Source organism: Desulfoluna sp. CLI2B, from assembly GCF_056847375.1.
In genome coordinates this window covers 3,372,671-3,390,401 of record NZ_CP186557.1, presented here as the reverse complement: position 1 = coordinate 3,390,401, position 17,731 = coordinate 3,372,671, and the positions used below count along the sequence as shown (strand labels likewise).

Here is a 17,731-nt window from a genome sequence, read left to right as displayed (position 1 = left end):
TAAAAAGCCGCGCCGGAGTGCGGCGCTCCGTTTCGGTGGATCTTTCGTAACCATTCAGCCTATCCCGGATATTTCACGAGTGATATGCCTCCGGCAGCCCTGCCGGAGGCTTTTTATCTCTAATCAACCATGGGATTTGTGAGATATCAATCGGCCATGATATCGGCGTCGCTGTCTTTGGTGTCGGAGTCTGAGTCGATCTCTTTCATTGGGTGCTCGTACTTGTTTTTGTAGATGGCGTTTGCCAGGGGCCCGGGCATGGTGGTGACGGGGGCGCGATTGATCGGTGCGTCGGGGTTCATGACCTGGGCGTGAAATGCCTTGGTAAAGGATTCGCCGAACTCAGGGGCGATGTGCTTCGGGGCTGAGCAACCTGCGAGCAGGATGGCCACAAAGGAGAGGGGAACGGCAAACGCTTTGGAAAAGGGGATCATGGTTCAGGGTGCTCCTTTGGTTGCTGCAATGTTTTTCTGGGCGGCGGACAGGGTGGGGTCCATGGCAAGGGCCTGTTCGAAAAAGCCGGCTGCCTGCTCCGTATCGTGCGCCAGGGCGTGGATGGCGCCCATGTTGTTCAGGGCCTCGGCAGGTTTCATGAGTTTGCTCAGCAGGGCCATGGCTTCGGCCTCCCGTCCTGCCACGCCCAGGCAGATGGCGAGGTTGTGCCGGGCCAGGAAAAAGGTGTCGTCAAGGGCGATGGCCCGGGTGAAGCAGTCCTGGGCCAGGTCGAGGTTTCCTGCGCACAGGTGGGAGAAGCCCATGTTGTTGTAAACATCGGGGCGCGCCGGGTTGATTTCAATGGCTTTCCGGTAGTGGGCCTGGGCCGCGCCTGGGTTGCCGGTGAGGTCCAGGGTCATGGCCAGGCCGTTGTGTGCCGGAGCGTAGTCCGGCTCCCGGGTGAGGGCTTTGCCGAAACATGTTTTTGCCTTGTCGTAGTCCTTTTTCTCCCGGTGGCAGCAGCCCATGAGGTGGTATATTTCAGCTTCTTCTCCCCTCATCGCCAGGGCTTTCTCCAGCTGGACCAGGGCAATGTCGTGATACCCCTTGCTGATCATGTCCTTTGCCAGGGCGAGGTGGTTGGGTTCGGGGCACTTTTGTGTCATGGCCGGAGACAGTCCCCGTGCCATGGCGTCGTCGGGCGAGAAGGCGGGGGGCGTCTTCCCGGCGCAGCCGACAAGCAAAAGGCAGCCGACAAACAAGAGACAGTTGATACGAAGATTTGTGAAGGATGTCGCTGTGGTGTGCCCCGAGGGACGAGGGGCAGATCGCAGAGGCAATCCGTTTTCAAGGCGGCTCACCTTGCCGCCGGAGGCATCGTTTTCTGTCTGGCTAAAATCCATGCTTGAACCTTTCGATGAGGTTGATGATGGCCGGGCCGAGGATGATGATCATCAGGGCGGGCATGATGAGGCCCACAAGGGGAAAGGTGAGCTTTGCGGCGACCTTGCCTCCTTTCTCCTCGGCCAGCTGTTTTCGCTGTTTTCTCATGGACGAAATGGTTGTGCGCAGGGCGTCGGCAATGTCCGTGCCGAATCGTGCGGACTGGTTCAGAACGGTCACCACGCTGCCAAGGGATGAGGAGCCGTTTCGTGCTGCAAGGTGTGAGAGGGCTTGGGCTCGGGGCAATCCGCTTCGTGTTTCGACAAGGTAGAGCTCGAACTCCTTGGCGAGGGTGGGAGTGATGGAGGCAAATTCGCCGCTGATGCGGGCAATGGCCATGTCAAAGCCCAGGCCGGAGTCGATGCAGATGATCAGGAGGTCCAGGGCGTCGGGAAGTTCCCGGAAGATGTTTTTTTTCCGTTTTTTTATTTTCCAGGCCAGGGCCCAGGCCGGTGCCTGGTAGCCCATGCCTGCGGGAAGAAAGGCCAAAAGGGGCGAGCCGCCGCTGCCCAGGGCCCAGAGCAGAGCCAGCACCCCGAAACATCCGGCAAGTCCTGCCCGGAGTCCGAAGAAGAGGGCCACGGCCGAGGAGTCTCTGTATCCTGCGTGGTTGAGATGGACTCGCAGGGCAGAGAGGGTCTCCTCATCATCCGGCGTGGTGAAGCGGCCCAGGGGGTAAGTGAGTTTGAACCAGAGCCTCTCCTCCAGAGTTTTTTCCTTGTGCCTGGGGCCGCGTTTTTTTCCGTTGAAACGTCGGTTGAGCCGCATGCGGAGATAGGCCTCCTCCAGCCTGATGTAGAGAATCATCAGAAGGACGGTGACGCATAAAAACGTGATGACTGCCAGGATGGAAGGGGTCACAGCGTATGGCTCCGTATGTGTCGTGAGGTATGGACAAAAAAAAGCAATGCCTCCGGCGGCGAGGTGAGCCACCTCGAAAGCATATTGCCCTTGCGCTTTGTCCCTCGTTCCTCGGGCCAAAGCGCAAGGGCCTTCGGCTCGGGCTGCGCCCGATATGGACGCTGATGGTTCATGCGGATTGGATCGCAAGCTTCGACGTTACAAGATACGTTGTCACCACTTGCCCAGTGTTGATTTAACTGCATTGCCTTCTATGGTTAAAGTAGCCAGGAAAAACCTGCCTCCGGCGGCCAGGGGATGATCCCCAGGACCCCAGGTTGCGAAAGCCCTCTCCCTTCGTTCCTCAGGGGCAGAGCTTCCGCGAAGGCTTCTGCGAAATTGAGCAAAACCTGTTTGTCAAACTTTTCAAAAGTTTGGCCCCCGGCAGGGCCGCCGGAGGCATCTTGGCCTCAGACGTCGAGTTTTGTCATGGCGCGCATGACGATAAACCCCGTGATCTCAAAAAGGACCGCTGCCACGAGCAGGTGCTGCCCCGTGGGGTGCGTCACAAGGGTCCGGATGTAACCGGGGTTGAGCAGCCATGTGACGAGCCCGAAGACCGGGGGCAAGAGGCCGATGACCATGGCGCTGAGGCGTCCCTCGCTGGAATGGGCCTTGATCTGCCGCTCCAGCTGAAACCGTTCCCGGATGGTGGTGGACAGGCCGGAGAGGATGGCCGCCAGGTTTCCGCCGGTTTCACGCTGGAGGATAAAGGCGGCGCAGAAAATCCGGATATCGGGCACATCGGCAAAGCGCTCTTCAAGGTGGTTGATGGCCTGTTTGAAGGGGAGGCCCATGGCGATCTCTTCGTAAATGAGGGTGACTTCCTGCCCCAAAGGATCTGGAAAGCTCCTGCCGGCTTCTTTGAGGGCTCCGTCCACACTGTGACCCACCTTGAGGGAGCGCACGATCATGTCCAGAGCGTCGGGAAGCTGTTCCACGAGGCGCCGTTCTCTTTGTCTCTTTTTCCAGATGACCACCCCAAAGGGCAGGGCCATTCCTGTGCCTGCAAGGAGTGTGGCCACCGCGAGCTGTCGAGTGATCAGAAGGAGGGGCAAAAACAGGAGGGCACCGGCTCCTGCGGCCCACAACACAAATCGTTCCGGGGAGGTTGTGACGCCTGCGGTCACAAGGATCGACTCCAGCCTGGACAGGTCAAAAAGGGCGGAAACCAGCTCTTCTGCGGCAATTTTCCGGGGGTTGTTTTTTAAGGCCGGGGCGTGGGGTGCCGAGGGTGAGGTTTCCTTTTTAAGGGCGCGGATGAGGGCTCGGGCTTTGCCTCGCTTGCGGTCTTTTTTGAAAAAGTGAAACGCCAGGGCAAAGAGGCCCGCATCCACAAGGAGCACCGGAATCCAAAGGCTCATGGTGACACCTCCAGGGACGTGGAGAAGGCCTCGGGATCCAGGCGGATGCCGAAGCTTCGGATGTGGTCGGCATACCGGGGTGTGTGGCCTTCGCCTTTGAAGATTCCCCGTATGGCGCCCCGGTCATCCATGCTTTGCTGCTCAAAAGTAAATAGGGGCCGGGTGATGACGGTGTCCCCTTCCATGCCCATGACCTCTGAGATGGAGGTGATGCGCCTTTTGCCGTCGGCCAGGCGCGCCAGCTGAACGATGATGTGAATGGCCTGGGAGATGAGGCGCCTGATGGAGACTTCGGAGAAAAAAGCGTGGCTCATGCCGGCCATGATCTCCATGCGTGAGATGGCATCTGACGGCGAGTTGGCGTGGATGGTGCTCATGGAACCCGGATGGCCTGTGTTCATGGCCTGGAGCATGTCCATGACCTCGGCCCCCCTTGTCTCCCCCACGATGATGCGGTCCGGTCGCATACGAAGGCTGTTTTTGACGAGGTCGGTGAGGGTAATCTCGCCTTTGCCTTCGATGTTGGCGGGCCGGGATTCCAGGCTCAGGGTGTGGTGCTGGTTGAGCCTGAGCTCTGCGCTGTCCTCGATGGTGACGATGCGTTCATGGTCCGGGATGTGGGCGGAGAGCACGTTGAGCAGAGTTGTTTTCCCCGCGCCGGTGCCCCCGGAGATGAGGATGTTGAGCTTGGCGTGGACGGCAGCCCGGAGAAAGGCCATCATCTCCTTTGTGAAGGTCTGGTTGGCGAGCATCATGGCCTCGGACACGGGCACGGCCCCGAATTTTCGGATGGAGAGAAGGGGCCCGCTTAACGAAAGGGGCGGGATGATGACGTTGACCCGGGAGCCGTCGGGCATGCGCGCATCCACCATGGGAGAGGCCTCGTCAATGCGTCTTCCCACGGCCGATACGATCTTGTCGATGACCTGCATGAGGTGGTCGTTGTCTCGAAAGGTGATGGGGGTCAGGTGCAGCATGCCCTCTTTTTCCACGTAGACCTTGTCGTGGCCGTTCACCAGGATGTCCTGGACGGTCTGGTCGTTGACCAGGGTGTCGATGGGGCCGAAGCCCATGATCTCGTCCATGATGTCCGAGATGAGGACGGTGCGTTCCCGGGCGTTCAGGGGGACCTTGTCCGAGGCGGTGATGTCCAGGAGCGCGGTTTTTACCGACGCGGCCAGGGCCTCTTTGGGGAGGTCGGTGAGGGTGTGCAGGTCCAGCCGTTCCACGAGTTTCTGGTGGACGCCGGACTTGAGGGCATAGAACGCTTCGGAGGTCATGGCGTTGGATGCCGTTGCGTTCAGGCCGTCGGCTGTGCCCTGTCGGATTCGGTCCCTTAAGGTCATGATGCGGCTCCTGCACGGGTCGGTCGCAGGTGGGCCGCGGGCCTGAAGCGAAAGGGCCAGGGCCTTTTTTCCCGTGGACGGGACGGATCCTTACCCCCAAGGACCCGGTGAACAAGGGCCTCCACATCGCGGCAGATGTTGGCGTGGGGCTGCATGGCGTGCAGGGTTTTGCCTGCCATCAGGGCCTCGTGGCAGATCTTTCGATTATGGGCAACGGTTCCGCAGACGGGAAAGCCAAAGATCTCTTCCATGTGATCGGAAGAGATGTCGTGCCTTGTGCTGTACCTGCTGGCCACCACGTGGAGGTTCTCTTCATCGAAGAAGAGGTCCTGCAAAAGCCGGAGGGTTTTGGTTGTGGCCTTGATGGCCGGGATCTCCTGGGTGCTCACCAGCATCAGGTGGTCGGTCTGCTTGAGGGCACCGACGGTTTTTTCCGAGAAATCATGGGGCAGGTCCACGATGACGTGGTCGAAATAGTGGGTGAGCAGGTTCAGCATGCTGTCGATATCCGAGGCACTCAGGCTCTCGGCGTCGCCGATCTCCTTGGTGGTGCTCAGGACGTAGAACCCGCTTTCATGCCTGGGGATGGAGGAAAAGAGCAGGTTGGCGTCCATTCTCTCCAGGTTGTCCAGAAGGTCGAAGGGGGAGAAATGGGACGGGAGGTCCATGAACCCTGCGGTGTTGCCGCAATAGAGGTCCAGGTCCAGAAGAAGGACTCCGGCATCCGTGGTCCTGGCCAGGTGATCGGCCGTGGCCAGGGAGAGGGTGGTGGTACCCTGGCCGCCCCTGGCGCTGAAAAACGAGAGCACGGACCCGGCCCGGGACTCTTTGCCTGTGCGGGCAAGGGCCGACAGGATGGCCGGCAGCAGGGTGTCCCGTTCTTGAAATCGCCTCACGAGAAAATCGGTGACGCCTGTGCGAAGGCCCTGCCTGATCAGGTCCGGGTCTTTGGTGTCTGAGATGAGAAAGGTGACGAGGTTCGGGAATTCGTCGATGACCTCGGTGAGCTCCGGGTGGCCTGCACCATGGGGCCCATGGGCGAACACAAAAAGCACATCCGGGTTTACGGCGTGAACCAATGCGGTGAGGGTGGTTTCCCCGCGGGATACCTCAACCTGGATCAGGGGGTGGAGATCGGCTGCAAAGGTCTTTTCCGCACCGTGTCCGTTGCCAATGATCAATCCTTGGAGTTTGTGTGCCATTTCTTACCTTGCAAACCCTACATCCCCCACAAACACAGGGGCAGGCGGGCGTGAGACATGGGGGTTTTTGGTGTCTCCCTCTTCATGGGAGGGCCTGGTGGCGGAGGTGCCGTAGGAGAGCCGGTTGAGCATGAAAAAATCCATGTCGCTGATGCTGTCATGCATGGTCTCCCCGGGCAGGGTGGGCCGTTCGTCTGGGTTTAATGGCCTTACCAACCTGGGGGTGACCATCACCACCAGCTCGGTCTCTTCCTTGGAGTACTCCTTGCTGGTAAAGATCCCGCCGATGACGGGGATGTCTCCCAGCACCGGTACTTTTTTGACACTTCGGGAGCTCTCTTCCTTGAGGAGGCCGGCCATGGCAAAACTTTGGCCGTCCCGCAGGGTGAGGGTGGCCGAGCCCTTGCGGGTCTTGACCCCGGGGACAAACACGCCTCCTGATTTGAGAAGCCGGTAATCCAGGGAACTGATTTCCGGTTTGATCACCAGGGAGATGACCTCGCTGTCGATGATGGTGGGGGTGAAGTTGAGCTTGACCCCCACCTCCTTGAACTGGATGGAGATCTGCCCGGACTCTCCGGCCACGGGCACGGGAAACTCGCCGCCCACCACAAAATTGGCTGTCTGGCCCGAGGTGGTGACAAGGGTGGGGGTTGCCAGCAGGCGCATGAGCTCCTGGCCCTTTAAGATACTCAGGATGGCCGAGGCATTTCCCTTTTCATTGGTGACGGCGATCTGAAAAGCAGAGGCAAAGGGGGAGGTGATGTTGGATGCCGACGCGGAGATTTGTGAACCGGTGTTGGTGCGGGCCATGTTGGCCGAGGCCGACCCGTTTCGAGCGCCTGATCCCCAGGGACTGGTTCACGAGAAATCCCAGCCCCATGCGTTTGAGGCCGGTGCGGGAGACCTCGGCGATGGTCACCTCCAGCTGCACCTGCTGGGCGCAGCGGAGTTCGATGAGGTTGGTGATCTTGAGCACATGGGCGGAGACCACGGTGAGGACTCTGTCGAGTTCCTGCTGGCTCTCCACGGACCCGGAGAGGGTGACGCCGTCCTGGCTTCGGGTGACGCGCACCCTGGCATGGGGCACAAAGGCCTTGAGCTGGGACCGGATAAAATCGATTTTTTTATCCGAAAGATAGACGGACACCTCGTAGACGTCGGCCCGGCTCTCTTCGCCCTGTCCGTACCAGAGGACAAGGTTCGTGGACCCGGGCTTCTGGGCGATGATGAGTACCTGGCGCGGGGTGACGAGCTTGACATCGGCAATGTCCGGGTTGGCGACGGAGATGCTGGTGACCTTCTTGTCCGTCAATTTAACGAAGGACTTGTTGGCTTCGATGAGGATCCGGCATCCTGAGTCGGCAAAATCCTTGCACGATGAGGCTGCGCAGGGACGGACACAAAACAGGAAGACAAGGGCGTGAAACAGAAACAGAGAATATTTCAAATCAGGCTCCGCTAGTCGTGGGTATAGAATATTTTGTTGGACGATTTTGTTTTCCGGTAAATGGTGACGCGGTGGACCTCTTTTTTATGGGCCAGCATGTCGATGACGTACGCCCCTTGAGTGTCGGTGCGTGTTTTATCGGACCGGTTCCTGCTGATGAGCCGGAAGACGGTTTTTTGCGAGGCGTCGGACACCGCCGCGATCATTTCGGCCTCATGGGGCTTTACCAGCAGGGTGACCCGATGGGCGGCCTGCCCCGGGGACGGCAGGTTGTTCAGCACCTTTTCGGAGCTGAGCACCTCGATGTTCTGGAGCAGGGTTTTCGAGGAGTGGTGAAAGGCGGTGGCCACCCCTTCGGAGCCGGGGTTGTCCGTGTCCCCGGTGAACCCGCCGATTTTGCTTGTGCCGATGAGGTCAACCCGGTCCCCCCGTTCAAAGACGCTGCAGATACCGTCGTCTTCCCGGACGGTGAGGGTGATGGCCCGTAAGCCCTCGGGGATCTCGGCGCTTAAGTCTTCGGGTTTCTGGAGCAGGTGTACCCCGGAGTGGGGAGAAAACCCGGCGTTGTATCTTTCCACGGGCTGGTGGTCCTCCGGGTTGACGGCCAGTAGGGAGATCTCCCCGGATGCGGCGGCAGAACTCAGGGCCGCCCCTTGCTCCGGCGTGACAAGGAGGCTGACGTTCCAGGCCTTGGTGAAGGTGCGGGCCTTGGCGGATGTTTCGGTTTCCGGGTAAGCGCTGAGGATGGTGACCCGCTGCAGGACGACCCGGGAGAGGTGGGCGAATTTCTCCTTGGGGTCGCTGCTCGTGACAATGACATCGACGATATCACCGTGTTTCAGCTTTTTGGAGAGCCCCGACGTAGACGTGACCTGCACGCTGATGGCCCGAAGGCCCGGCGGGATGCTTCGGGTGTAAGAGGGGGGCGCTTTGGCCACGGTCGGGGCATGAACCGCTGGGGGGGCCGCAGCCGATGTGCTGAAGCTTTTCAAGACCGCCAAGGAGGCGATGCCCCCTAAGGTGACGGCCAGGATCAGTGCGATGATGCCTCGAATGTGTCGCATGGGTGCCTCTTTTTCTTCGTGACTATTCAGGACAAAAAAGCCTCCGGCGGCCTTGCCGGGGGCCAAACTTTTGCCAAACTTTTATGATCTGGGTTTGACAAACAGGTTTTGAGGACGAATTCGGCTCAATGGAACGTCATCGTATGATAGTCGATTTCAACTGAGGAGCATGCCCCTCTTCAAATATCGTGAAACACCATGACGGCCCGTGCATTCAGCTTCGTGGGCACCATGAACTCCGGCAGAAAGCCGGTGAGCTGGCTGACCTTCAGGGCAGGCACGCTGACCTCGATGCGCCGGGGGCCTTCAGCATCCCTGGCCGTGATGGTGACCCGGATGTCTTTGTCCTGATTCAGTTTATAAACCCAGAAAGCATCGGCCACGGCCTGGCGAGCGAATGCTTCGGGGTCTTCTCCGTAGGCGTTCCACTCCCGCGCCTCCACGGCGGCCTTGGCCCCTGTGTACACGGCATCGGTGAGCACGATCCGGGTGGTGAAATACCAGCCGTACTCGATGATGAGAAACAGGATCATCAACAGGATGGGGAGCAGCAGGGAAAATTCCACGACCACAGCGCCCCTGTTGTCGTCTTTGTATGCCCGTCCCCTCATCCCAGGGGGACCCTGCCCATGAGCAGGTACGCCGCGTATCCCGCGGCCATGGCCAGGGAATAGGGCATGGTGGCAGATGGCCTGGTCCATGGACCAGCGGGTTTGTTGCCGCATCGTCTCTCTTTTTGGTGTTTTACATACGGCACAAGGGCCATGGCTCCCCCTGCCATGGCGCCGTAGAGAAAGATCGAGAAAAGGGCATAAGCACCGACCCAGGTCCCCGTGGCCACCAGCAGCTTGACATCTCCCCCGCCCACTCCCCCCAGTACAAAGGGAATGAAGAGGCATGCAAGGCCTGTGAGGGCGCCCTGCACGCTCCAGAGGGCCCCGGGTGCTCCGGACTGGAGGGTGTGGAAGGCAAGTCCCCCCAGGGCCGCAGAAAGGGTGAGGGTGTTGGGGATGACCCTTTCCTGGAGGTCCGTGCAGAGGGCCGCTGTAAAGAGTGCGGCACATGCCCATGCGCTGTTCATGGCGACTAATACGTCCCGGAGGATTCGTCGGAGGTTGCCACGGTTTGTGCCGCGTTGCCCAGCTTGTCGGAGATGGCGGTGAACAATTCAGTGAGCTGGGTGCCGAAGAGGTTGAGGGCGCCCACGAGAACCGCGGCCATCACCCCGACGATGAGGCCGTACTCAATGGCGGTGGCTCCGCTTTCGTCGTTCCATAATGTACTCATCAGTTTGATCATATGATGCGTCCTTCGTCGTGTGTGAGGTGCATGGCGGTTAAGATAGTCAATTTCTGAGTAAAAAGCTGGGACATAGTTGCGGTATGTTGTGAATAAATTGCGGGGTTGATTCTCTTTGTCGGGGGGAGCCATGATCGTGGTCATCCGGCAGGGCCCCCGGAGTCAGATGCTCCGGGGGCCGAGGGCTTTGCAGCCAACGTGGCGTCGCCACATCCGGGCCCCGGACTGGGCAATCCGTGGCCGGTAAAAAGGGCATGAGCGTGACGTTGTTTTTGTATTTTTATGCTCATAGCGTTTCAAGGCTTCCGATAAAGCACCCCCCGGATGTATCCCCGTCTGCCGCCTTCACGGACCCTTCCCCATCGCTTTGCTTTGTGTCGTCGTCGATGTTTGTAAAGGATACCTGTGTGGGTGCCAGAGCAGCAAAGCCGCTGGTATCCTTTGTGAACTCCGTGTTGACGGAGACGTTGACGTAATAATCCTGGTTGCCGTCGGCCTCGGTGTCGTCTTTGCCAGTGACCGTGACATACTGGGTGTCGCACCAGTTTTCCGATGAAAAAAAGAGGGCCTTGGGCGTGACCCTGGCTTCGGTGTCGTCGGAGCAGGTCACATCAAAGGCCACGGTGTTTTCAGGGGCCGTGCTCAGCTTGACGTCGATGACTGCCTGGGACCCGATTTCCCGGGTTGTGTCGTCATGGGGGATAGCGCAGAGGTATTTTCTGCACTCAGTATAAAAGATGCCCGTGCTGGACCCTCTGGCTGTATAAGCCCCGTGAAGGGGCATTATTTTAAGGACTCCGTTGACGTCGTCCTGTTCGGTGACGGTCCATGAATACGCTCCGTCGTTTGGCGTGTCATCCGTTATGGAGGCAAAGGACTTTCCACCGTCGCAGGAGATGGCAATGGCGACATTGCCGGGGATCTCCGGGCTCGGGTTCTCCCAGGTGATCAGCATGGTATCCCCTTTGTGCCAGGTGGAACCGGGTTTAGGGTTTGTGATGACAAGGCCCCCCGGCTGCAAGGCCTGTCCTCCCCTGACGGCTCGAACCCGGAAGGCGTCCCCGCTGTTGTCCTGGGAGGTTTTAAAGCCACGTTTGGTGACACCGTGCTGTATATCAACGGCCCATGCCATGGTTTTTTTCCCTGTCTGGATAACAGGCGTAACCGATGTAGTGGACGACCAGTAACACGCCGATATTTCGCTGTGGAAGGCAATGACTGAGTTCGTGAAAACGGGCATATGGAGCATGGGCTGTTCTGTCCTGGTGTAATCGATGAGGGTCAGCAGCTCTTTGATCGTGGGCAGTCGCCAGTCGGTGTAACCGCCGATTTCCAGATCGTTGCAGTACGCTGCCGCCATGTGCTGGTGCCATTTGTCGCTGGTGTTCTCCTGGGTCTTCAATTCCCAGATGAGGCCGGTGTTGAAATCGGTAACCGTATTGTCCATGTTCAGGTGGTATCGGCTCGGGTTGGTCAGGGGGGTGCCCCTTACGGCACGGACTGTGGCCGCTGTATCCGGGTTGGTGGTGTTGGAAACGTGTCCGAGAGCAAAATTGAGGAGGTAATACTTTGTAACGCCCTCCACTTCGCTGGTGGTTGACGACCAGTAGTGACGCGTCTTCTGGGTGTTGGGGAAAAAGTCGGTGTCGACTGCCGGGCCGTCATGTTCGAAGTCGACCATGGCGTGAAGCTCAAGGATGGTGGGTAGTCGCCAGTCCCGGTGCCCGCAGAATGCCTCGGCGTTGAGCCCATCAATGTACGCCAGGGCCTCGGTCTGGGTGACGGTTTCTTCTAAACTGGCCGCTGTTTTTACCTCCCAGGTCAGCCCGGTGGCATGGTCTGTGACCGTTTTGTCGCTGTCTGTTTTTGAAAAGGACGGTGGGTTGATGAGGAAGTTGCCGTCCTGCCCGTAGAAGGGCTGGCCCGGAGAGGGGCAGGCAATGGGGTTTCCTTCGTTGTCAAAGCAGGTGGTTTGTCCGGTGTCCGAAACGGCAAAGGCCCATACGGGGAGCAAAGGAAGGCTCCAGAGAATCAGGGCAAGGGCAATGTGTTTTTTCTTCATGGGAAACCTAAAACGAGTGAGTGAAAATGAATGGTCACATATATGGGGCATTGCACCGGGAGGAGCGCCCACGAGCCCTTCGGTTGTGTTGCCGGAGGGCTCATGGCGTCACGCATTACGGCAGACCGTGATGCAGTGATTGGATAAAGCAACCGGCGGCTCCATATGGCCCTGGCCTTCGGGACTCTTGGATACATTGTCGGAGGATGACGGGGCGTCGCTGCTCTTGAAGGGGACCTTGGTGGCTGCGGTGTCTTTGTACCCGGTTGTGTCTGAGGAGGCTCCGTTGACGGATAGCTGAACAGTCACCTCTTTTTCACCGTCCTCCTTGCTGTCCGGGACACCGGTGACCGTCACCGTCTTTTTTTCATTCCAGGTCTCGGGGGCAAAGACAAGGGTAGCAGGTGAGACGGAGGCTTCGGCTTCGTTGCTGCTCGTGACATCTACAATGACGTCTCCGTCGGGCACGGTGCCCAGGGCCACGTGGAAGGTTGCGGAACCGCCGTTTTCAGTCACGGTTCCGGAGATATTCCCTACGGTGAGAGCGATTCGTTCCCAGTCATTGTTGTCGACATTTTTGACATCGTAAATGATGCGTTCAGGAGCGTCCGTATACCCCGTGGTGTCTTTTGTCTCCGATTTGTTTGGCCGGATGATTATCTGGAATTCTTCGGGGACCATGGGGTCTTCGATGATGAAGTCGTCCACGCCGGTGGCGGTGACAAATTGATCGTCCCCCCAGTTAAGGGGCGTAAAGACAAGCTGCTGGGGAGAGACTACACCCTCGGTTGTATCCGTGGATTCGATATCTACGGTAACGTTGGCGGAAGGCTGCGTCAGTAACCGAACCGAGAATTGTGCAGTTCCTCCATCTTCTGTCAGGCGCAGATGGTTGTATCCCTCGGTCCAGTAGTCTGTGACAAAGAGCCCCGGGTCGGTGTTGAGGCAGGTGACATGGACGCTTTTTGACTCGATCGTCTTATAGCCACTCTGGTCCGTGGTTTTGTCGATGTCCACTTCCACGGAGAGATCAAATTGCTCGTCTACTTTCGGGAAACCGTCTTTTTTACCGGTTACGACCATTTTCTGGGGAAGACCCCAGTTTGTAGGGGAAAAAACCAGTTCTGCCTTGTTGAGTTCGTATTTGTGGGAATGGATACTTTTGAATTGTATGGTTACGTTACCTGTGGGCTTTGACGTGAGGTGAACGGATATCTTTGCTGAGGTACCGTCTTCGGAGATAACAATTTTGTCGGGGGTGACCACAAAGTCTGCTGTATCGTTGTCGTCATTGATCAGTGTTATGAGGGTCGGCTGGATGGTGGTGTAGCCAGTTGTGTCCGTGGTGTGTACCTGGTCGACCGTCGCCAGGGCATGGTAGGCAACCGATCCGTCGACGACATGATCGTTGGTCCCTGTGAGCGTCACGAGTTGCGGCTGGTCGTAATCGTCAGGCCCAAAGGTCAGGGTGCCGCCTTGGGAGACAATTCCTTCTAAATGGTTGTCACTTTCAATGGAGAGAACGACCGTCCCGTCGGGTTGTGTGTTCAGGCAGACGGGAATCGTTGCGGTTAATCCGCTTTCACTCGTGTGCCCGGATGGATCACCGAGGAGGAGTTTTACCTGGGGGCCGATGCGGAAGAGGCCCTGGCTCGTTCCCTCTTGCTCATGCCCCGCAATGGTGGGGGTGATGCGCAGCATGCAGTTCACGGAAGAGATGTCCGGCGGGATTTGCCAGGCGTAGGATCCTGTGTTTTCAGCCGAATCAGTGACCGTCGTATAGTGTTTCCCTCCGTCGGTGGAAAAGTCGATGACCACGTTTCCCTGTGTGGCTTGATGGAAACCTATCCACTTAACAAGGAACTCTTCACCTGGCTCAATATCAGCGCCTTGGCGTGGAGAGGTGATCGCAAGGTGCCCATCCTTGATGGGTTGGCCGCCTCGGACGGCGAGGACGCAGGAACCATATTGCTCAGCGTTTACCATAGAGTTCGGGAACTTGAATGGATAGCTTTTGAAATACATGAGAATCGGGCCCAACTTTTTGGTATTACTGTCTGGCTTGGTATATTTTCCGAATGTAGACGTCCAGTAAAAGTTATTAGAACCGGTTTGGATGTTGGGGAATACTCTATCGTAGACTAAGTTATTCACACCTTGAAAGTTGGTAAGGGATATCATTTCTTTGCATGTGGGAAGCCGCCAATCTGTATGGCCTGCTAACTGTAGAGATGCACAATAGTCAATTGCTTGTTGCCATGTGTATCTGATAGGCGTTCCTTCGTTATCATACTTTCCGGTACGTTCCAGCTCCCACATAATGCCTGTGGCTGTATCTGTGATGGTACCGTCCCCATTGTTTGTGAATCGAGAGTCACCCGGTTGTCGGTTACCACTGACTGCACGTAGAAGCGGACTGGCACGGTAGTCTGGGTGTGGATTGACTTTGTAGGCACTGGAGAGCATGAATGATGAAAAGGCTAACGTATAGAGCTTATCTCGTCTCGGGGTGCAGGACCAGTAAGGGGCACCCCAGGAATAGCCCTCCATGCTTGTTTGGGTATTTGGGAAGATATCTGTAGATAGTTTGATCTCATTATTTTGGTCAATTCGAGTAGTTAGTGAAATGAGTTCTGGGAATGTTGGCAGCCGCCAGTTTGTACGGCCTGCATATCCATGTTCATTGAGAGTGTTAATGTAATTGTTGATATAAAGCCTGGGGTCGTTGTCGGGGGCATCCCCCCATTCGTACGTGAGCGCTTTGTTTTCTTCACTTTTCACTTCCCAAACAAGGCCGGTGACGTTGTCTATAGCCGCAGCCCATTCGGTAGCGTCGTCAGGGAGGATAGATCCGTATTCATCCAGTTTTGTATAGGACATTGGGTTGATTGATACAGAACCATCTTGTCCTGTCCCATGGCAGGGAATTTCATCTCCTGCAGCGTCGTAGCACAGGGTTTGGCCTGTATCGGGCACAGGGGCTGCCGAGGCAGGAGAACATAAGAAAAACAGGAAACAGGTGGACAGGAAGAACAGGCGACTAAAGGGGTTCATGGGGCACCTCCCAAATTTTCGTCCGACATATGTGGATCATGGCCGGTTGCAGAACAAAAATCCGCAATCACGGCGTCTCTGTACGCTTTGTCTGGGGGGAGGAGACCGAAGGCAGCGGTTATTAAAGCAACACGCATCATCAACTGCTTGCTCAGATGCTTGCCGGAAACCATGGGCGTTCATGCAGTGACGGCGGTTTGCTAAGGTTCATGCGCCTTGGCCAGGCACATCCTTCTCATCTGTCTTCGGGTTGTTCAGTGATACCAGAGAACCGATACGCAACCTTTTAATAATTTGCGGATAATGCGAACTTATTTGCTTGGTGGTGCACTTTTTTATGCTGCGCATGGCTGGCGTTTACTCCATGGTTTGGGCTCCATGGTGCTCCGGCAGGACCGCCGCGCCGTCTTCATCGCGCAGAAAGGTCATCTGCCCTTTGATGCCGCCTCCGATCACCAGGGAAAGGGTAATGGCCGGGGCGTCTGTGAATGTATCCAGATAGATCTGCGCAAGCTCTTCCATGACGGTGGGAATGCCGCGGTCAAATCCCTCGGGGCGCGCCATAAACGCCACGTAGCCCCGGCTTTCGGCACTCGTTGATTCCACTCTAACGCGTTGAGCGTCCGTTGTTTTGAGGATATATTCCTCGTATTGTTCGGTAAGGGCCTCAAAGGTGGTGGGCTTGGGGACGTTTTGGGTAGGCTTAGGTATTGTGGCTAAAAGTTTTTGGGTGGGGATAGCATGGTGATTGGTAATTGCCGTTGAATGTGCGGAGGCTTTGGACTCGGGGGGAGCGGTAAGTTTGGGTGCCGGGTTGTCCCGGTCATCATCCCAAAAAAAGAAACCGGTTGTTAAGAGTGCCAATAGTGAAAAGAATACGATAATTGAAGTGACGTGTTTTTTTTTGGGGAAAAGAAAAAGCATTGTCAAACAACTTAGGATTCTAGCGCCTTCCATCGGAGGCTCATATAATTAAAGTGCGGTGAAGAGAGCATGCACCATGCCGGTGATCGGCTATGGTGCATGCTGGTGAAGAGTATGGGCTCCAGGCAATAAACAGTCATCTTATTGAGGATGGTGAACTGTTCTTGTGGCGAGGCATATCAGTATGCCTGGTACCGCGTTCTCCTCCCGGGATCCTTGTATGGATTATTTGGAATCAATAATAAGGGGCGGAATTGTCAATGCGGTCGTTGAATAGTGCCTGATCTGCAGCGTTGACAGTTCCGTCGGAGTTCATGTCTTTAACTGCATCGCTTGTGTTGAGAGCCGCAGTTAAAGCATCTTCGTCGTCAATGTCGCAGTCATTGTCGTTATCAAAATCCCCATCCGCCATGTTGCCGTACATGTCCAGGTCTGCGTCGATCTGGTTGGCGTTGGTTGTGAGGTAGGCGTTGTCAAAGCAGTCCGGGATGCTGTCCGAATCGCTGTTGGTATCATCGCCAAGCCCGCTTACGACGTCCGGGCCACCGCTGCCCCAGGCAAAGTCCTGATCCACGTAGAGGCGATTGCCGGTCATGGATGAGCTGGTGGGGTTGTAATGGCCCCCTGCGGCGAGGTTGGAGGCACCGTCGTAGGCAAGGCTTTTCTGCCAGTCGGTTTTGGCGGAATCAAAAGAGCCGTTTGCAATTTTCGTCATGGAGGTGGGCGGGTTGTTGATGTCCGTACAGGCGTCGATACGGAAGACAAATCCCAGGTCTGAGTTAAAGTTGGCATTCCATGACCCGTTGGCCGTGACGTAGATGTTGCCGTCGGGGTCTCTCTCCAGATCGTTAGCCCCGAGGTAGGTATCGGCAGAGTTGCCTCCGGCGGGGATGGGAATGCTGCTGATGGCGTCCGAGGCGGTGAGGATGGTGCTGTTGGTTACTGCGTTTCGAATTTGTGCCGCGGAGTAGAGCCGGACGTATTGCCTGTCCGTGGGGCCGGAGGTCGTGTAGGTGCCGGTGTAAAGGTTGCCCTCGTCGTCAAAGGCAAACCCGCAGGAGTAGCCGCCTACGTCCACGATTTTTTGGAGGGAGCCACCGGAGCGGATGAAGATGGCGTGGGGCTCGGTCCAGGCGTTGGTTTCTTTGCCCGCAAAAAAGGGAACGCTTCCAAGGGTGGAGTCGGTACTCCACTCCACCTCCCAGCACCCCGGGCTGGGAGACTGGCTGGCGTTAGGCGGTTACGCAATCGCTCATGACGACAGCGGATACCGGTCTGCGTCGCTGATGCGTGCCGGTCATGGAAGCCAGACGGTATCCGCTGACCGTTGGCAAGGGGGGTGGGGTCGACTTTGACGGCCTGGCAGTAAATACCTGATCCGTAGGGGTTAACATCGGCAAGGGTCAGAAGGTGGCCACCAAGGTACGAGTACATGTTGACCTGGACGCTTTTGTTGCTTCCGTCCCAGGTGCCGTCTTCACACTTGAGGATGCTTCGGGCCTTGGCTGCGGCCGTGCCGGTTGCCTGCTGGGAGTAGACGATGTCGATACCCCCGGAGTAGGATTTTCCGGTCATGGTCGCCATGGTGGAATCGTAGACATCGTAACCCGTTTGACCGGTAAGGCCGGCAACGGCATGGGATGAGAAGAGAAACACACACGACAGGGCGGTAAGGATCATTCTGGGAAT

General features: G+C 57.3%; 16 protein-coding genes. All 16 read right to left on the bottom strand.

What is annotated here, in order from left to right; translation table 11 throughout:
- Positions 1 to 146: 146 nt before the first annotated feature.
- The gene (locus tag ACOYW2_RS16040) at positions 147 to 434 is read right to left on the bottom strand and encodes a hypothetical protein (protein ID WP_482419037.1); all 288 of its coding nucleotides are present in this window, start codon (positions 432 to 434) and stop codon (positions 147 to 149) included.
- A gap of 3 nt (positions 435 to 437) precedes the next feature.
- Entirely contained in the window at positions 438 to 1,337 is a 900-nt protein-coding gene (locus ACOYW2_RS16035; protein WP_482767144.1) for a tetratricopeptide repeat protein, read from the bottom strand.
- Positions 1,327 to 2,238 carry a type II secretion system F family protein gene (locus tag ACOYW2_RS16030; protein WP_482767143.1) on the bottom strand — a complete coding sequence of 304 codons (912 nt, stop codon included), beginning with the start codon at positions 2,236 to 2,238 and terminating at the stop codon, positions 1,327 to 1,329. The genes ACOYW2_RS16035 and ACOYW2_RS16030 overlap by 11 nt, the downstream gene beginning before the upstream one ends.
- A 449-nt stretch (positions 2,239 to 2,687) precedes the next feature.
- Complete coding sequence (locus ACOYW2_RS16025; protein WP_482767142.1) at positions 2,688 to 3,641, bottom strand: type II secretion system F family protein; 954 nt, start codon at positions 3,639 to 3,641, stop codon at positions 2,688 to 2,690.
- Positions 3,638 to 4,987, bottom strand: a complete 1,350-nt coding sequence (locus tag ACOYW2_RS16020; RefSeq protein ID WP_180143583.1) for a TadA family conjugal transfer-associated ATPase — start codon at positions 4,985 to 4,987, stop codon at positions 3,638 to 3,640. Before ACOYW2_RS16020 ends, ACOYW2_RS16025 begins: the two co-directional genes overlap by 4 nt.
- Positions 4,984 to 6,189: a CpaE/TadZ family protein gene (locus ACOYW2_RS16015; protein WP_482767141.1), complete on the bottom strand. Its 1,206-nt coding sequence runs from the start codon at positions 6,187 to 6,189 to the stop codon at positions 4,984 to 4,986. The genes ACOYW2_RS16020 and ACOYW2_RS16015 overlap by 4 nt, the downstream gene beginning before the upstream one ends.
- 3 nt (positions 6,190 to 6,192) lie before the next feature.
- Positions 6,193 to 7,002: a type II and III secretion system protein family protein gene (locus ACOYW2_RS16010; RefSeq protein ID WP_482767140.1), complete on the bottom strand. Its 810-nt coding sequence runs from the start codon at positions 7,000 to 7,002 to the stop codon at positions 6,193 to 6,195.
- Positions 6,908 to 7,639: a pilus assembly protein N-terminal domain-containing protein gene (locus ACOYW2_RS16005; protein ID WP_482767139.1), complete on the bottom strand. Its 732-nt coding sequence runs from the start codon at positions 7,637 to 7,639 to the stop codon at positions 6,908 to 6,910. Before ACOYW2_RS16005 ends, ACOYW2_RS16010 begins: the two co-directional genes overlap by 95 nt.
- Before the next feature lie 11 nt (positions 7,640 to 7,650).
- On the bottom strand, positions 7,651 to 8,703 hold the full coding sequence (gene cpaB, locus ACOYW2_RS16000) for a Flp pilus assembly protein CpaB (protein WP_482767138.1): 1,053 nt from the start codon (positions 8,701 to 8,703) through the stop codon (positions 7,651 to 7,653).
- Between the two features lie 179 nt (positions 8,704 to 8,882).
- Complete coding sequence (locus tag ACOYW2_RS15995; protein WP_482767137.1) at positions 8,883 to 9,269, bottom strand: TadE/TadG family type IV pilus assembly protein; 387 nt, start codon at positions 9,267 to 9,269, stop codon at positions 8,883 to 8,885.
- A 41-nt stretch (positions 9,270 to 9,310) separates the two neighbouring features.
- Positions 9,311 to 9,784, bottom strand: coding sequence for an A24 family peptidase (locus tag ACOYW2_RS15990; RefSeq protein ID WP_482767136.1), 474 nt, complete (start codon positions 9,782 to 9,784; stop codon positions 9,311 to 9,313).
- 5 nt (positions 9,785 to 9,789) lie between these two features.
- Positions 9,790 to 10,002, bottom strand: coding sequence for a Flp family type IVb pilin (locus ACOYW2_RS15985; protein WP_092212348.1), 213 nt, complete (start codon positions 10,000 to 10,002; stop codon positions 9,790 to 9,792).
- A 286-nt stretch (positions 10,003 to 10,288) separates the two neighbouring features.
- Positions 10,289 to 12,064 carry an Lcl C-terminal domain-containing protein gene (locus ACOYW2_RS15980; protein WP_482767135.1) on the bottom strand — a complete coding sequence of 592 codons (1,776 nt, stop codon included), beginning with the start codon at positions 12,062 to 12,064 and terminating at the stop codon, positions 10,289 to 10,291.
- Between the two features lie 108 nt (positions 12,065 to 12,172).
- Positions 12,173 to 15,118: an Lcl C-terminal domain-containing protein gene (locus tag ACOYW2_RS15975; protein WP_482767134.1), complete on the bottom strand. Its 2,946-nt coding sequence runs from the start codon at positions 15,116 to 15,118 to the stop codon at positions 12,173 to 12,175.
- A gap of 357 nt (positions 15,119 to 15,475) precedes the next feature.
- Entirely contained in the window at positions 15,476 to 15,724 is a 249-nt protein-coding gene (locus tag ACOYW2_RS15970; protein ID WP_482767133.1) for a hypothetical protein, read from the bottom strand.
- 553 nt (positions 15,725 to 16,277) lie between these two features.
- On the bottom strand, positions 16,278 to 17,240 hold the full coding sequence (locus ACOYW2_RS15965; RefSeq protein ID WP_482767132.1) for a hypothetical protein: 963 nt from the start codon (positions 17,238 to 17,240) through the stop codon (positions 16,278 to 16,280).
- Between the last annotated feature and the right edge of the window lie 491 nt (positions 17,241 to 17,731).

Bases quoted from the DNA above. Each gene is read 5' to 3' on its own strand.
- ACOYW2_RS16040 (WP_482419037.1), bottom strand. From the start codon at position 434: ATGATCCCCTTTTCCAAAGCGTTTGCCGTTCCCCTCTCCTTTGTGGCC.
- ACOYW2_RS16035 (WP_482767144.1), bottom strand. From the start codon at position 1,337: ATGGATTTTAGCCAGACAGAAAACGATGCCTCCGGCGGCAAGGTGAGC.
- ACOYW2_RS16025 (WP_482767142.1), bottom strand. From the start codon at position 3,641: ATGAGCCTTTGGATTCCGGTGCTCCTTGTGGATGCGGGCCTCTTTGCC.
- ACOYW2_RS16020 (WP_180143583.1), bottom strand. From the start codon at position 4,987: ATGACCTTAAGGGACCGAATCCGACAGGGCACAGCCGACGGCCTGAAC.
- ACOYW2_RS16015 (WP_482767141.1), bottom strand. From the start codon at position 6,189: ATGGCACACAAACTCCAAGGATTGATCATTGGCAACGGACACGGTGCG.
- ACOYW2_RS16010 (WP_482767140.1), bottom strand. From the start codon at position 7,002: ATGGCCCGCACCAACACCGGTTCACAAATCTCCGCGTCGGCATCCAAC.
- cpaB (WP_482767138.1), bottom strand. From the start codon at position 8,703: ATGCGACACATTCGAGGCATCATCGCACTGATCCTGGCCGTCACCTTA.
- ACOYW2_RS15990 (WP_482767136.1), bottom strand. From the start codon at position 9,784: ATGAACAGCGCATGGGCATGTGCCGCACTCTTTACAGCGGCCCTCTGC.
- ACOYW2_RS15985 (WP_092212348.1), bottom strand. From the start codon at position 10,002: ATGATCAAACTGATGAGTACATTATGGAACGACGAAAGCGGAGCCACC.
- ACOYW2_RS15980 (WP_482767135.1), bottom strand. From the start codon at position 12,064: ATGAAGAAAAAACACATTGCCCTTGCCCTGATTCTCTGGAGCCTTCCT.
- ACOYW2_RS15975 (WP_482767134.1), bottom strand. From the start codon at position 15,118: ATGAACCCCTTTAGTCGCCTGTTCTTCCTGTCCACCTGTTTCCTGTTT.